Genomic DNA, 14,956 nt, shown 5'->3' on the forward strand with positions numbered 1-14,956 from the left:
GGTGCGGGACACCGGCGAGCGCGCCGACCTCAGGGAGACCCTCGCGGCGGCGACGGAACGGTTGCGTGCCGCGGGGCTCGAGGCGCCGCGGGCCGACGCCGAGATCCTCGCCGCCCACGTGCTCGGCGTGCTACCTGCACGGGTGGCGCTCGCCGATGCGTTCACCGCACCGCAGGGCGAGGCGTACGACGTGGCGGTCGACCGGCGCACGGCGCACGAGCCCGTGCAGCACATCACCGGCACCGCGTACTTCAGGCACCTCACGCTCGCCGTCGGTCCCGGGGTGTTCGTGCCGCGGCCGGAGACCGAGTCGCTCGCCGGTTGGGTGGTCGACGCGCTCGCCGGGCGCGACGGCGCCGTGGTGGTCGACCTGTGCACCGGTTCCGCGGCGGTCGCGCTGGCGGTCGCCACCGAGCGCCCCGGCGTCCGCGTCCACGCGGTCGAGGTCGACGAGCACGCGTACGCGTGGGCGCGCCGCAACGTCGACACCGTCGCGCCGGACGCCGTCCGGCTGCACCTCGGCGACGCCCGCGAGGCGCTCCACGACCTCGACGGCGGCGTCGACGTCGTCGTCGCGAACCCCCCGTACGTCCCCACCGGCGCCGACGTGCCGGCCGACGTCCGCCGCGATCCCGAGCTCGCCCTCTACGCGGGTCCCGACGGTCTCGACGGCGTCCGCCTGGTCGCCGGGGTCGCCGCGCGCCTGCTCGCACCCGGCGGGCTGCTCGCGTGCGAGCACGACGACGGCCACGGGGAGGCGGCGCCGGCGCTGCTGCGGCGTCTGCAAGGCTGGACCGACGTACGAGACCACGATGACCTGGCCGGCAGGCCGAGGTTCGTCACCGCGATGCGGGAACCCCCCACATGATCATGGATTGGCCGGACACGTGAGCAGGACGTACGACTGCGCGGATCTCGATGAGCGGGAGGCGGGCGTCCGCGAGGCTGCCGATGCCGTGAGCAGGGGCGAGCTCGTGGTCCTGCCCACCGACACCGTGTACGGCGTGGGTGCCGACGCCTTCACGCCTGACGCCGTGGGGGCGCTGCTGGCGGCGAAGGCGCGCGGTCGCGACCTGCCCGTGCCGGTGCTCGTCGGCTCCGAGACCATGCTGTCCGGCATCGTGTCCGACCTGCCCGACGACGCGTCGGTGCTCACCGGGGAGTTCTGGCCGGGCGGCCTCACGATCATCGTCCGACACGCCCCCTCGCTCGCCTGGGACCTCGGCGACAGCCTCGGCACCGTTGCGGTCCGCATGCCCCTGCACCCCGTCGCGCTGGCGTTGATCGCCGAGACCGGGCCACTCGCCGTCAGCAGCGCCAACGTCTCCGGCAGCCCGCCCGCCGTGACCGTCGACGAGGCCGCCGACCAGCTCGGCGACAGCGTCGCGGTCTACCTCGACGGCGGACGCTGCGAGGACTCCGTCCCGTCGACGATCGTCGACCTGACCGGCGATGTCCCGTATGTCAGCCGCGTGGGCGTGATCGGTCTCGAGGAGCTGCGCAAGGTGCTCCCCGGCTTGGCAGAATCGAATCCGGCGGAGTGACCGGGCTGCTGACCGGGCGAAAGTTCCGGTGACATCTTCCTGGAAGTTCGCTGGATCGCATCGGTCGCCGTCACCGCCGCACACGCCCGCCCGTTACGCTTTCGTTTCACCAGGTCCACGAGGGGAGATTCATGTCCGAGGCACAGCGCTCAGGTGAGGCGACGCTCCTGGACGCGGTGCTCCGTGAGGTCAAGCGGGTCATTGTCGGTCAGGACCGGGTCATCGAACGGCTCGTCGTATGCCTGCTCGCGCAGGGGCACGCGCTGCTCGAGGGCCTGCCGGGGCTGGCGAAGACGCTGGCCGCCGAGACCCTCTCGACCACGGTCGGCGGGAAGTTCGCGCGCATCCAGTTCACCCCCGACCTGCTCCCCGCCGACATCATGGGCACCCGCATCTACCGGCAGTCGACCGAGACCTTCGATGTCGAGCTCGGGCCGGTCTTCGTCAACTTCCTGCTCGCGGACGAGATCAACCGCGCGCCGGCGAAGGTGCAGTCGGCGCTGCTGGAGGTCATGGCCGAGCACCAGGTGTCGATCGGCGGCAAGACCTACCCGGTGCCGGAGCCGTTCCTCGTCCTCGCCACCCAGAACCCGATCGAGCAGGAGGGTGTCTACCCGCTGCCCGAGGCGCAGTCCGACCGCTTCCTGATGAAGATCCTGGTGCCGTACCCGCACCCGCTCGAAGAGGTCGAGATCGTCGAGCGCATGGGCGTCAACCCGCCGCACGCCCAGCCGGTGCTCGAGCTCGAGCAGCTCGTCGCGATCCAGACGGCGGTCAAGCAGATCAGGGTCGACCGGCCGGTGCTCGACTACGCCGTCACCCTGGTCCTCGCGACCCGTGACCCCGACAGGTACGGCCTGGAGGACCTGAAGCCGATGCTGACGTGCGGCGCGAGCCCGCGCGCGAGCCTCGGCCTCATCGCCGCCGGGCGTGCGCTCGCCCTGCTGCGCGGCCGCGACTTCCTCGTCCCGCAGGACGTCTACGACGTCGCCGCCGACGTGCTGCGGCACCGCCTGGTGCTCTCGTACGAGGCGCTGGCGCAGAGCCTCAGCGCCGACGAGATCGTCTCGCGGGTGCTCCAGGGCATCGGCCTGCCACGGCTCGATGGCTCGACCCCGCTCACCGGCACGCCGCGACACCTGCCGCCCAACGGTGCGCCGCCGCCGCACCCCGACCATCGTGTCCAGGCCGGGCAGGCAGGCCCGCCCGCCCCGTACCGGGGTTGACCGCGATGCCGCCAGAACAGGTGACGCAGCCGAGCATCTTCGCCGGAGGCACCGAGGAGATCCTGCGCAGGCTGGAGCTCACCGTCACGCGGAAGCTCGACGGCCTGCTGCAGGGGGAGTACCACGGCCTCGTGCCCGGACACGGCAGCGAGTACGGCGAGACGCGCGCGTACCAGCTCGGCGACGACGTCCGGCACATCGACTGGAACGTCACGGCGCGGATGATCGAGCCGTTCGTGCGCGAGACGATCGCCGACCGTGAGCTCGAGACGTGGCTGTGCGTCGACGTCAGCGCCAGCCTCGACTACGGCACGGCCGCGTGTGAGAAGGACGACCTCGCGGTGGCGGCGGCGGGCGCCGTCGCGTTCCTCACCCAGCGCGTGGGCAACAGGATCGGCGCGGTGCTGGGCAGGCCGGGGGGCTACACGACGATCCCGGCCCGGTCGGGCCGCGTGCACGTGACGGGGCTGCTCCGCACCCTGATGACGCATCTCGACGCCGACGAGGGCCAGACGAGGCTCGCCGCGGCGATCAGGCGTACCGGCATGATGGCGCGGCGCCGCGGGCTCGTCGTGGTGATCTCCGACTTCCTCGACGACAGCGACTGGTCGACCGAGCTGCGGCGGCTCACCACCAGGCACAACGTGCTCGTGGTGGAGGTGATCGACCCGGTCGAGATGGCGATCCCCAACGTCGGGGTGATCACCGTGTTCGACCCCGAGACCGGCAACGGTCGGGAGATCGACACCGGCAATGCGAGAATGCGTCGCAGGTACGCCGAGGCGGCGACGCAGGAGCGCGAGCGGATCGGTGCCGCCATCCGTTCCGCCGCGGCCGACCACCTCGTGCTGCACACCGACCGGGATTGGCTGCACGATCTCGTGCAGTTCGTCGCTCAGCGGCGGGAGCGGATCGCGCGCATGGCGAGGAGGACCCACTGATGCATTTCCTCTCGCCGGGCAGGTTGTGGCTCGGCCTGCTGATCCTGGCGCTCATCGGCCTCTACATCTTCATGCAGCGGCGCAGGAAGCGGTACGCCGTCAGGTTCACCAATATCAACCTCCTCGACAAGGTCGCCCCCCGTCGCCCGAGCTGGCGCAAGCACCTGCCTGCCGTCGCGTTCCTGTGCACCCTCGCGATCGTGCTGATCGCGGCGGCGCGTCCCGCGTACGCGGTCAAGGTCCCGCGAGAGCGGGCGACCGTGATCCTGGCGATGGACGTCTCGCCGTCGATGCTGTCCGGCGACGTCGAGCCCGACCGGATCAGCGCCGCCAAGGAAGCGGCGAAGAAGTTCCTGGACACCGTCCCGCCGAAGATCAACGTCGGCCTGGTGGCGTTCTCCAGGAGTGGCAGCGTCAAGGTGCCGCCGACGACCGACCGTGCGGCGATGGCGACCGGCATCGACGACCTGCAGGTGGACAAGTACACGGCCATCGGCGAGGGCATCTTCTCGTCGCTCGACGCAGTCAAGCTGGCGCCGAAGCCCGACGGCAGCGACAAGCGCGTGCCGGCGGCGGTCGTGCTCATGTCCGACGGCGAGTCGACCGTCGGTCGCTCGAACGAGGAGGCGGCCAACGCCGCGAAACGGCAGAAGGTGCCCGTCTCGACGATCGCGTTCGGCACCGACTCCGGCACCGTGACGATCCCGCCCGACCCGTTCCCGCAGACCGTCTCGCCCGATCCCGATGCGCTGCGGATGATCGCCGAGATCACCGGCGGCAAGTTCTACGAGGCCCAGGACGCGAAGCGGCTCAACCAGGTCTACCAGGACCTCGGCTCGTCCATCGGCTACGTCAAGGAGTACAAGGAGACCACCGGACGCTGGGCGTTCATCGGCGCCGGGTTGATGTTCCTCACGGCTCTGATCGGTCTGGCGCTGACGAGCAAGTTCCCGTAGGGGCCGCTGACGCCGCGGGGGAGGCGCGATGCCCGCGGCAGGCCGCGGGCAATACAGTGGCTTCGCCGATACCGCGACCTTCCGGGAGACAGGTATGACCGCGCGAGAGGTTCCGTTCTGGGGCCCCGACTTCGCCCAGCTCCGTGACGACGACCCCGAGATCGCCGAGGTGGTCCTTGGTGAGCTCGACCGGTTGCGTGGTGGCCTCCAGCTCATCGCCAGCGAGAACTTCAGCTCGCCGGCCGTGATCGCCGCCCTCGGCTCGACGCTCACCAACAAGTACGCGGAGGGCTACCCGGGCCGGCGCTACTACGGCGGATGCGAGCAGGTCGACATCGCCGAGGAGATCGGCATCGCGCGCGCCAAGGAGCTCTTCGGCGCGGAGCACGCAAACCTCCAGCCGCACTCCGGTGCGCAGGCGAACTTCGCGGCCTACGCCGCGCTGCTCTCGCCCGGCGACACCGTCCTCGCGATGGACCTCAAGCACGGTGGGCACCTCACCCACGGCAGCAAGGTAAACTTCTCCGGCAAGTGGTTCGACGTCGTCTCGTACGGCGTACGGCAGGACGACGAGCTCATCGACTACGACGAGGTGCGCGACCTCGCCAAGCAGCACCGGCCGAAGATGATCGTGTGCGGCGCGACCGCGTACTCGCGGCTGATCGACTTCGAGGCGTTCCGCTCGATCGCCGACGAGGTCGACGCCAAGCTGATGGTCGACGCGGCGCACTTCATCGGACTGGTGGCGGGCAAGGCGATCCCGTCGCCTGTCCCGTACGCCGACGTCGTCTGCTTCACCACGCACAAGGTGCTGCGCGGTCCCCGCGGCGGCATGATCCTGTGCCGGGAGGAGCTCGCCAAGGCGATCGACAAGTCGGTCTTCCCGTTCGCGCAGGGTGGCCCGCTGATGCATTCCGTCGCCGCCAAGGCCGTGGCGCTCAAGGAGGCGCTGCAGCCGAGCTTCGCCGACTACGCGCGCCAGGTGATCGCCAACGCACAGGCACTCGCCGCGGCTCTCGAGGCCGACGGCATGCGGCCGGTCTCCGGCGGCACCGACACCCACCTCGCACTGATCGACCTCCGTGCAGTCGGCGTCACGGGCAAGGACGCCGAGACGCGGTGCGATGCGGCGAAGATCACGCTGAACAAGAACGCCGTCCCGTTCGACCCGCAGCCACCGATGACCGCGTCCGGCATCAGGGTCGGCTCGCCGTCGGTCACCACCCAGGGCATGACGACCACCGAGATGAAGGAGGTCGCGTCGCTCATCGGCCGGGCCGTCCGCGACGAGGACGGCTCCGCGACCACCGAGATCGCCGGAGCGGTCGGCGCGCTGGTGGCCAGGTTCCCGGCGTACCCGGTCTGACGGCGGCACACCGTGGAGGCGTCCGGCGAGTTGGGGGGCGGTAGGTGCGCGAGTATGTGCTGACCGTCCTGCTGGTCGCGGCCGTGACGTACTTCACGACACCGCTCGCCCGGCGGTTCGCGGTGCGGGCGGGCGCGATGACGGCGGTGCGCGACCGTGACGTCCACGCGATCCCCACGCCGCGGCTCGGCGGCCTCGCGATGTACGTCGGGCTCGCCGCGGGACTGTTCGTCGCCGCGCAGCTGCCCCGCCTGTCGGTCGTGTTCATCGACAAGACCTGGTTGGGCGTGCTGCTCGGCGGTGGCATCGTCGTCCTGGTCGGCGCAGTCGACGACCGGTTCACCCTCGACCCGCTGACGAAGCTCTCCGGCCAGGTGGTCGCCGCCGGCGTCATGGTGCTCAGTGGCATCCAGATGGTGTGGTTGCCGTTGCCGGGGCAGACGATCGGGCTCGGTCGTGATCTCGGCGTCATCGTGACGGTGCTGCTCGTCGTGGCGATGATGAACGCGATCAACTTCGTCGACGGCCTCGACGGGCTCGCCGCAGGCATCGCCGGCATCGCCGCGGCGGCGTTCTTCTCGTACTCGTGGCTGCTGTCGTTCGTCAACGGTCTCCAGCGCGCCACCGCCCCCACGCTGTTCACCGCGATCCTGGTCGGCATCTGCATCGGGTTCCTGCCGCACAACTTCCATCCCGCGAAGCTGTTCATGGGCGACTCCGGCTCGATGCTGATCGGCCTGATGCTCGCGGCGGGCATGATCACCCTCACCGGACAGGTCGGCGTCGACTCGCTCACCTCGGCCAACGTGCTCCCCGCGGCTTTGCCGCTGCTGGTGCCCGTCGCGGTCTTCGCCGTGCCGTTCGTCGACATGCTGCTCGCGGTCTTACGAAGAACCTTGTCCGGCAAGGCCCCCTGGGCGCCGGACAAGTTGCACATGCACCACCGGCTGCTGCGGATCGGCCATTCGCAGCGACGCGCGGTGCTGATCATGTACTCCTGGGCGGCGCTGATCGCCGGCACCGTGGTGGCGACGGCCTTCCACGGCGTGCCCATCGTCGTGCTCTCGATCACCGCGGGCTGCGGCGTCCTCGCGCTCGTGGCGATCAACATCCCCCGCGTGGTCGCCCGCTGGAAGAGCCGTTGACCGATCCCGGCCCCTCGCACCTGGCGGCGGCCACCGGTGAGGGGCACCCCGACCGGGTCAGGGAGCGGTGAGGGTGCCCCTCACAGGCCGGCGCCCGGGGTCGCGAGACGCCCATGGGCGGGGCGTGGGAGTGCAGGGAAGATCACCCCGAGGCCGGTAAAGACTTCCCCAAGGACTTTGTGATAGCTTTCACGAGCGGGATCACCTACGGATCCCCCGGCGGTCTCGAGGCCCTGTGCCGCGACCCGCCGAATCTACGTACGACCCGTTGAGCAAGACTCTGAGCCCGACCCCGAGCTAGACCCCCGAGCAGACGTCCTACCGACACCACCGGCCCGGAGGCCAACCGCATGCAGGCGATCGACCTCCGCCTCCTTCGCGGGGCTGCCATTCCCACCGCCGTCGCGGCGGTCGTGGCGATGGTCGTCGCCGGTGTGGTCTTCGGTGGCAAGGGCAGCCTCGGTGCCGCGTTCGGCGCGGTGATCGTGGGGGCGTTCTTCACCGTCAGTCTCGTCGCCGTCGCGAAGGCCGGTCAGGTCTTCCCGCAGCTGATGCTCCCGGTCGCGCTCGGCACGTACGCGGTCAAGATGCTGGTGCTGTTCCTGATCATCGGCGCGTTCGTCGACGCGCGGTGGATGGAGCCCAAGGCGTTCGCGTTCACCGTGGTCGGCTGCACGATCGTGTGGATGGCCGGGGAGGTGCGCACCTTCTTCAAGCAGCGCATCCTCTACGTCGATCCCACGGGTGGTGAGCAGTCGTGATCACCACGCCTCCCCGGATCGCCCAGCGGAAGGAGCGCTGCTATCGTCCGCAACGGGATGAGCACACCGGATCCGCAGGAAGAGCACCGTGCGGCAGCCGGCATGGGGTGGACCGGCCTGAGCCTGATGTTCTCGGGCATGGCGGTCTACGGCGGTATCGGTTGGGTGCTCGACAAGTTCGTCGTGCACCGCACGCTCTTCCTGCCCATCGGGTTGGTGGTCGGCATCGGCCTGGGCATCTACATGTTGTACGTCCGTCTCGTGCGTATGAAGTGATGCGCCGTCTCGGGAAGGTGTCCTGGTGATCGCCGCCGACCTCGTCCTCGGGTCCGATCTCGTACAGGGATCAGAGCCCCACTGCAAGATCTTCTCCGGGTGCGGGTTCCCCGCGCCCGGCCTGCACTCGTTCCACTACGAGCCGCTGTGGGCCATCGAGTTCGGCCCGTTCGCGCTCACCAAGCCCGTGCTGCTCGTGCTGATCATCACGGTCCTGATCGCGATCGCGATCACGGCCGCGTTCCGCAAGGCGAAGCTGGTGCCGCGCGGCTTCCAGAACATCGTGGAGCTGTTCTACGACTTCATCAGGATCGGCATCTGCCGCGACGTCATTGGCAAGGGCGGGGAGAAGTGGGCGCCGTACCTCGCGACCCTCTTCCTGTTCATCTTCTTCATGAACGTCATGGGGATCGTCCCCGGCGCGCAGATCGCGCCGACCTCGATCACGGCGTTCACCTGGCCGTTCGCGATCATGAGCTACCTGATCATGTGGGCCGTCGGCATCAAGCACCAAGGCCTCGGCGGGTACGTGAAGAACGCCCTCGTCCCGCCAGGAGCGCCCGCGTGGGTGCTGCCGATCCTGTCGCCGATCGAGCTGCTGTCGACGTTCGTCTTCCGCCCGGTCACGCTGGCCGTCCGTCTCTTCGCCAACATGTTCGCCGGCCACATCCTGATCCTGATCTTCAGCGTGGCCGCCGAGTACTGGCTGATCCCGCACATCGGTGCGGCGGTGGCCGGTGTCTCGTTCGCCATGGTGCTCGTGCTGACGGCGTTCGAGTTCGTGGTGCAGATCCTGCAGGCGTACATCTTCACCGTGCTCACCGCGTCCTACATCGGCGAGGCGATGCACGGGCACTGATTACTCCGTTGTTCGCAACCGACCGTCCGCCGGTGGACCCCCATCGGCACTGAAGGAGAAGGAACTCAAGGATGGAACTGGCAGAGATCGTCGGTAACCTCGGCTCCATCGGCTACGGCCTCGCCGCGATCGGCCCCGGCATCGGTGTCGGCATCGTGTTCGGCATGGGCGTGCAGGCGATGGCCCGACAGCCCGAGGCCGCGGGCATGCTCCGCGTCTACATGTTCATCGGCTTCGCGCTGAGCGAGGCGCTGGCACTGATCGGCATCGTCATGCCGTTCGTGTACCCGTTCCCCGCGTGATCGATCGAGCCGAGAGTTAGGGGAGAGACGCGATGACGTCGATTCTCGCCGCCGAGCCGGGTGGCAACCCGCTGATCCCGCCGATCGGCGAGCTGATCATCGGCACGATCTGCTTCCTGGCGCTCTTCGGGCTGCTCGCGAAGATGGCCTACCCGGGCATCAAGAAGACGCTCGAGGAACGCACCAACGCGATCGAGGGCGGCATCGAGCGGGCGGAGAAGGCCCAGGCCGAGGCGCAGGAGACGCTGGAGAAGTACCGCCAGCAGCTCTCCGAGGCCCGCCAGGAGGCCGCGCAGATCCGCGAGAAGGCACACGCCGACGGCAAGGCGATCGTCGACGAGGCCAGGGAGAGCGCCCGCACCGAGGCCCAGCGCATCGTCGAGGGTGCCAGGGCGCAGATGGACGCCGACCGCCAGCAGGTGGTCGCGCAGCTGCGCCAGGAGGTCGGTCGGATGTCCGCCGATCTCGCCGGTCGCATCGTGGGCGAGTCGCTGGAGGACGAGGCCAGGCAGCGGCGCATCGTCGACCGCTTCCTGGAGGAGCTCGAGCAGGAGAAGGTGTGAGCGGAACCGCAAGCGTGGGAGGGCGCGCATGACTAGCGGGGCAGAGGTAGGCGGCGCGAGTCGCGCCTCGCGTGTCGCGGTCGAGCGCGCGCTCGGCGAGGTGGCGGACGACTCGTCCGCGGACCTCGCGGCGGTGGGCGACGAGCTGCTGGCGGTCGTCCGGCTGCTCGACTCCGAGCACGGCCTGCGCCGCACGCTGAGCGACGCGACGTCCTCGGCGGACGGCAGGCGCGAGATGGTCGGTGCGCTGCTCGACGGCAAGGTGTCCGCGGCGACGCTGCGGATTGTCCAGGCGGCGGTGTCCGAGCGGTGGGCGCGTGCGGGCGACCTGGCCGACGCCCTGGAGCGCGCCGCGGTGTTCGCCCTGGTCGGCTCCGTCGACCGCGACGGCAGCGACGTCGCGATCGAGGACGAGCTATTCCGGTTCGCCAGGATCGTCGACGGCACGGCCGGCCTGCGGCGCGCGCTGTCCGACGCCGCCGCGCCGGCCGACAGCAAGCGGGCCCTGGTCCGCGACCTGCTCGGCGACCAGGTGAGCGGGGTGACCGCGCGCCTCGCCGACGAGGCGGCGACGCACCTGCGCGGCCGCTCGGTCGAGGGCGCCCTGCAGGGATACGCGCGCATGGTCGCGGCGAGGCGTCGCGAGCTGATCGCGCACGTCGTGACCGCCGTGGCGCTCTCCGACGAGCACCGCGAGCGGCTCGCGACGACGCTCGCACGGCAGTACGGCCGGCAGGTGCACCTCGACATCGAGGTCGACCCCGGCATCGGCGGTGGCATTCGCGTCCAGGTGGGCGACGATCTCATCGACGGCACGGTCAACTCACGACTGGCCGACGCGCGGCGTCGGCTGGCCGGCTGACACGCACGAACGATCGAAGGAAGCGAGAGATGGCGGAGCTGACCATTCGCCCGGAGGAGATCCGGGATGCGCTGCAGCGTTTCGTCCAGTCGTACGAGCCCGAGGCGGCGTCGCGAGAAGAGGTCGGCACGGTCATCTTCTGTGGCGACGGCATCGCGCGCGTCGAGGGGCTCCCGTCGGCGATGGCGAACGAGCTGCTGGAGTTCGAGGACGGCACCCGCGGCCTCGCGCTCGACCTCGACGTACGCGACATCGGTGTCATCGTGCTCGGTGAGTACGGCGGCATCGAGGAGGGCCAGCAGGTCCGCCGCACCGGCGAGGTGCTGAGCGTCCCCGTCGGCGACGCATACCTCGGCCGGGTCGTCGACGCGCTGGGCAAGCCGCTCGACGGCAAGGGCGACGTCGAGACCGACCAGACCCGCGTGCTGGAGCTGCAGGCGCCGACGGTCGTCCAGCGCCAGCCGGTGAAGGAGCCGCTGCAGACCGGCATCAAGGCGATCGACTCGATGATCCCGATCGGCCGCGGTCAGCGTGAGCTGATCATCGGTGACCGGCAGACCGGCAAGACCGCGGTGGCGATCGACGCGATCCTCAACCAGAAGGCCAACTGGGAGACCGGCGATCCGGCCAAGCAGGTCCGGTGCATCTACGTGGCGATCGGCCAGAAGGGCTCGACGATCGCGCAGGTCCGCACCACGCTGGAGGAGAACGGCGCGCTCGAGTACACGACGATCGTCGCCGCTCCCGCGTCCGACCCTGCGGGCTACAAGTACATCGCCCCGTACACCGGCTCCTCGATCGGGCAGCACTGGATGTACGAGGGCAAGCACGTCCTGATCATCTTCGACGACCTCACCAAGCAGGCCGAGGCGTACCGCGCCGTGTCGTTGCTGCTGCGCCGCCCGCCGGGCCGCGAGGCCTACCCGGGCGACGTGTTCTACCTGCACTCGCGCCTGCTCGAGCGCTGCGCGAAGCTGTCGGACGAGCTCGGTGCCGGCTCGATGACCGGCCTGCCGATCATCGAGACGAAGGCCAACGACATCTCGGCCTACATCCCGACGAACGTCATCTCCATCACCGACGGTCAGCTGTTCTTGCAGTCCGACCTGTTCAACCAGGGTCAGCGACCCGCGATCGACGTCGGCAACTCGGTCTCCCGCGTCGGTGGCTCCGCCCAGGTCAAGGCGATGCGGAAGGTCAGCGGCCGGTTGAAGATCGACCTCGCGCAGTTCCGCGAGCTCGAGGCGTTCGCGCAGTTCGGGTCCGGCCTCGACGCCGCGTCGATGGCGCAGCTCGCGCGCGGTGAGCGGCAGATGGAGCTGCTGAAGCAGCCGCAGTACACGCCGTACCCGGTCGAGCACCAGGTCGTCTCGATGTGGCTCGGTGCGGGCAACATCGAAGAGGTCGCGGTCGAGGACGTCGCGAGGTTCGAGCGCGAGTTCATCGAGACGGTCGGTCGCGACCACTCCGGGGTCTACGCGCAGATCGTCGAGACCGGCGAGCTCGACGACGACGGCTTCACCATCCTCGAGAGCGCGCTCGCCGAGTTCAAGAAGCAGTTCCAGACCTCGAGCGGCGAGATCCTCGTCAAGGACGAGCCGGTCGAGTCGCTGGAGGAGGAGGACGTCGACCAGGAGAAGATCACCGTCCGCCGCAGGTCGGGTAAGTAGGCGTCATGGCCGAGACCTTCCAGACGTACCGTCGCCGGATCCGTTCGGTGAAGTCGACGGCGAAGATCACCCGGGCGATGGAGCTCGTCGCCGCGTCGCGCATCGTCAAGGCCAGGCAGCGCGTCGCCGCGTCGAACCCGTACGCCAAGGAGATCACTGCGGCGGTGTCGTCCGCGGCCAGCAACGCCACGGTCGACCACCCGCTGCTGACCGAGGCCGACAACCCCACCCGGGCGGCGATGCTGCTCGTCACGGCCGACCGCGGGTACGCCGGCGCGTACTCGTCCAACGTCCTCAGGGAGGGCGAGGGACTCATCGGCCTGCTCGGCGAGCAGAGCAAGACCGTCATCCCGTACCTCACGGGGACGAAGGGCATCAACTGGTACCGCTTCCGCGACCGCGAGTTCGCCGAGTCGTGGAACGGGTTCGCCGAGCAGCCCGCGTACGAGGACGCGCGCAAGGTCGGGCAGACCCTGATCGACGCGTTCCTCACGCCGACCGACGAGGGCGGCGTCGACGAGATCCACATCGTCTACACCGAGTTCGTGTCGATGCTGACCCAGCGGCCCGCGGTGCGGCGCCTCCTCCCGCTCGAGGTCGAGGAGTCCGACGAGGAGCCGCAGGCAGGCGCCTTCCCGCTGTACGAGTTCGAGCCGTCCCCCGAGCAGGTGCTCGAGGAGCTGCTCCCGCGCTACATCAACAGTCGCATCTACAACGCGATGCTGCAGGCCGCGGCGTCGGAGCAGGCGGCCAGGCAGCGGGCGATGAAGTCCGCGACGGACAACGCCAACGAGCTGGTGCAGAAGTACACCCGGCTGCAGAACCAGGCCCGGCAGGCCCAGATCACCCAGGAAATCAGTGAAATCGTCGGTGGCGCGAACGCGCTGGCAGATGCCACCGCAGGGGAATGAGGACAACGACTTATGACTGTCACGGCTGACACCGACACCGCGACCGGCAGGATCGCGCGGGTCATCGGACCGGTCGTCGACGTGGAGTTCCCCACGGAGGCGATGCCGGCCCTGTTCCACGCGCTCGAGGTCGACGTGGAACTGCTGGGGGAGACCCGCACGCTGACCCTCGAGGTCGCGCAGCACCTGGGCGACAACCTCGTCCGCGCGATCTGCATGCAGCCGCAGGACGGCATGGTGCGCGGCACGGCGGTACGCAACACGGGCGAGGCGATCAGCGTCCCGGTCGGCGACCAGGTCAAGGGCCACGTCTTCAACGTCCTCGGCAAGTGCCTCGACGACCCGGACCTCGACCTGTCCGGCGAGCGGTGGCCGATCCACCGGTCGGCGCCCGCGTTCGTCGACCTGGCGCCGAAGACCGAGATGCTGCAGACCGGCCTCAAGGTCATCGACCTGCTGACCCCGTACGTCCAGGGCGGCAAGATCGGCCTGTTCGGCGGCGCCGGCGTGGGCAAGACGGTGCTCATCAAGGAGATGATCATCCGCGTCGCCAGGAACTTCGGCGGTACCTCGGTGTTCGCGGGCGTCGGCGAGCGCACCCGTGAGGGCAACGACCTCTTCCTGGAGATGACCGAGGACGGCGTCATCAACGACACCGCCCTGGTGTTCGGTCAGATGGACGAGCCGCCGGGCACCCGGCTCCGCGTCGCGCTCGGCGCCCTGACGATGGCGGAGTACTTCCGCGACGTCCAGGGCCAGGACGTGCTGCTGTTCATCGACAACATCTTCCGCTTCACCCAGGCAGGCTCGGAGGTCTCGACGCTGCTCGGCCGCATGCCGTCCGCGGTGGGCTACCAGCCGACGCTGGCCGACGAGATGGGTCAGCTGCAGGAGCGGATCACCTCGACGAGGGGCCACGCGATCACGTCGATGCAGGCGGTGTTCGTCCCGGCCGACGACTACACCGACCCGGCGCCGGCGACCACGTTCGCGCACCTCGACGCCACCACCGAGCTCTCTCGCGACGTCTTCGCGCTGGGCATCTTCCCGGCGGTCGACCCGCTCGCCTCGTCGTCGCGCATCCTCGACCCGCTGTACGTGGGGGAGGAGCACCACCGGGTGGCGAGCCGGGTCAAGGAGATCCTGCAGCGCTACAAGGACCTGCAGGACATCATCGCGATCCTCGGCATCGACGAGCTCTCCGAGGAGGACAAGGTCGTCGTCGGCCGGGCGCGGCGGATCCAGCGGTTCCTGTCGCAGAACATGTACTCGGCCCAGCAGTTCACCGGCCAGGAGGGCTCGTTCGTCCCGCTCGACGAGACGATCTCGTCCTTCAAGGCGCTGTGCGACGGCGAGCTCGACCACCTGCCCGAGCAGGCGTTCCTGCTCTGCGGTGGCCTCGACGACGTCAAGGCCGCCGCCGAGAAGCTCGGTTCCTAGTAGTACTTTGTTACGTGTGTCGCTACCGCTGATCCGGCTCGTGATGTGGTCGTGTTCTGATCCGTGACCCCGGAGGAGATGGACCAGGTCAGGCCGCGGCTGGTGGCGTTCGCTGCGGAGATGCTCGGCGGGCT

General features: G+C 69.5%; 16 protein-coding genes. All 16 read left to right on the top strand.

The window, feature by feature from the left end:
- Window position 1 precedes the first annotated feature (1 nt).
- The 16 genes from prmC (at window position 2) to atpD (ending at window position 14,822) form a co-directional block, all read left to right on the top strand.
- Window positions 2-868, top strand: coding sequence for a peptide chain release factor N(5)-glutamine methyltransferase (prmC, locus tag GEV10_21760; protein MQA81074.1), 867 nt, complete (start codon window positions 2-4; stop codon window positions 866-868).
- Between the two features lie 19 nt (window positions 869-887).
- Window positions 888-1,544 carry a threonylcarbamoyl-AMP synthase gene (locus tag GEV10_21765; GenBank protein MQA81075.1) on the top strand — a complete coding sequence of 219 codons (657 nt, stop codon included), beginning with the start codon at window positions 888-890 and terminating at the stop codon, window positions 1,542-1,544.
- A gap of 131 nt (window positions 1,545-1,675) precedes the next feature.
- Window positions 1,676-2,770, top strand: a complete 1,095-nt coding sequence (locus GEV10_21770; GenBank protein ID MQA81076.1) for an AAA domain-containing protein — start codon at window positions 1,676-1,678, stop codon at window positions 2,768-2,770.
- A 5-nt stretch (window positions 2,771-2,775) separates the two neighbouring features.
- Window positions 2,776-3,711, top strand: coding sequence for a DUF58 domain-containing protein (locus tag GEV10_21775; GenBank protein MQA81077.1), 936 nt, complete (start codon window positions 2,776-2,778; stop codon window positions 3,709-3,711).
- Entirely contained in the window at window positions 3,711-4,667 is a 957-nt protein-coding gene (locus tag GEV10_21780; protein MQA81078.1) for a VWA domain-containing protein, read from the top strand. The genes GEV10_21775 and GEV10_21780 overlap by 1 nt, the downstream gene beginning before the upstream one ends.
- 94 nt (window positions 4,668-4,761) lie before the next feature.
- Window positions 4,762-6,033, top strand: a complete 1,272-nt coding sequence (locus tag GEV10_21785) for an aminotransferase class I/II-fold pyridoxal phosphate-dependent enzyme (GenBank protein MQA81079.1) — start codon at window positions 4,762-4,764, stop codon at window positions 6,031-6,033.
- A 44-nt stretch (window positions 6,034-6,077) separates the two neighbouring features.
- The gene (locus tag GEV10_21790; protein MQA81080.1) at window positions 6,078-7,178 is read left to right on the top strand and encodes an undecaprenyl/decaprenyl-phosphate alpha-N-acetylglucosaminyl 1-phosphate transferase; all 1,101 of its coding nucleotides are present in this window, start codon (window positions 6,078-6,080) and stop codon (window positions 7,176-7,178) included.
- Between the two features lie 350 nt (window positions 7,179-7,528).
- Window positions 7,529-7,939, top strand: coding sequence for a hypothetical protein (locus GEV10_21795; protein ID MQA81081.1), 411 nt, complete (start codon window positions 7,529-7,531; stop codon window positions 7,937-7,939).
- Between the two features lie 57 nt (window positions 7,940-7,996).
- Window positions 7,997-8,215, top strand: coding sequence for a hypothetical protein (locus GEV10_21800; GenBank protein ID MQA81082.1), 219 nt, complete (start codon window positions 7,997-7,999; stop codon window positions 8,213-8,215).
- 28 nt (window positions 8,216-8,243) lie between these two features.
- Window positions 8,244-9,074, top strand: coding sequence for a F0F1 ATP synthase subunit A (atpB, locus tag GEV10_21805; GenBank protein ID MQA81083.1), 831 nt, complete (start codon window positions 8,244-8,246; stop codon window positions 9,072-9,074).
- 71 nt (window positions 9,075-9,145) lie between these two features.
- On the top strand, window positions 9,146-9,376 hold the full coding sequence (atpE, locus tag GEV10_21810; GenBank protein MQA81084.1) for an ATP synthase F0 subunit C: 231 nt from the start codon (window positions 9,146-9,148) through the stop codon (window positions 9,374-9,376).
- Window positions 9,377-9,408: 32 nt separating this feature from the next.
- Window positions 9,409-9,939: a F0F1 ATP synthase subunit B gene (locus GEV10_21815; protein ID MQA81085.1), complete on the top strand. Its 531-nt coding sequence runs from the start codon at window positions 9,409-9,411 to the stop codon at window positions 9,937-9,939.
- A gap of 28 nt (window positions 9,940-9,967) precedes the next feature.
- Entirely contained in the window at window positions 9,968-10,801 is an 834-nt protein-coding gene (locus GEV10_21820; protein ID MQA81086.1) for a F0F1 ATP synthase subunit delta, read from the top strand.
- A gap of 29 nt (window positions 10,802-10,830) precedes the next feature.
- On the top strand, window positions 10,831-12,471 hold the full coding sequence (locus GEV10_21825) for a F0F1 ATP synthase subunit alpha (GenBank protein ID MQA81087.1): 1,641 nt from the start codon (window positions 10,831-10,833) through the stop codon (window positions 12,469-12,471).
- Window positions 12,472-12,476: 5 nt separating this feature from the next.
- Window positions 12,477-13,382, top strand: coding sequence for a F0F1 ATP synthase subunit gamma (locus tag GEV10_21830; protein ID MQA81088.1), 906 nt, complete (start codon window positions 12,477-12,479; stop codon window positions 13,380-13,382).
- 12 nt (window positions 13,383-13,394) lie between these two features.
- Window positions 13,395-14,822: a F0F1 ATP synthase subunit beta gene (gene atpD, locus GEV10_21835; GenBank protein MQA81089.1), complete on the top strand. Its 1,428-nt coding sequence runs from the start codon at window positions 13,395-13,397 to the stop codon at window positions 14,820-14,822.
- Window positions 14,823-14,956: the final 134 nt, after the last annotated feature.

It is taken from the genome of Streptosporangiales bacterium (assembly GCA_009379955.1).
Taxonomy (GTDB): domain Bacteria; phylum Actinomycetota; class Actinomycetes; order Streptosporangiales; family WHST01; genus WHST01.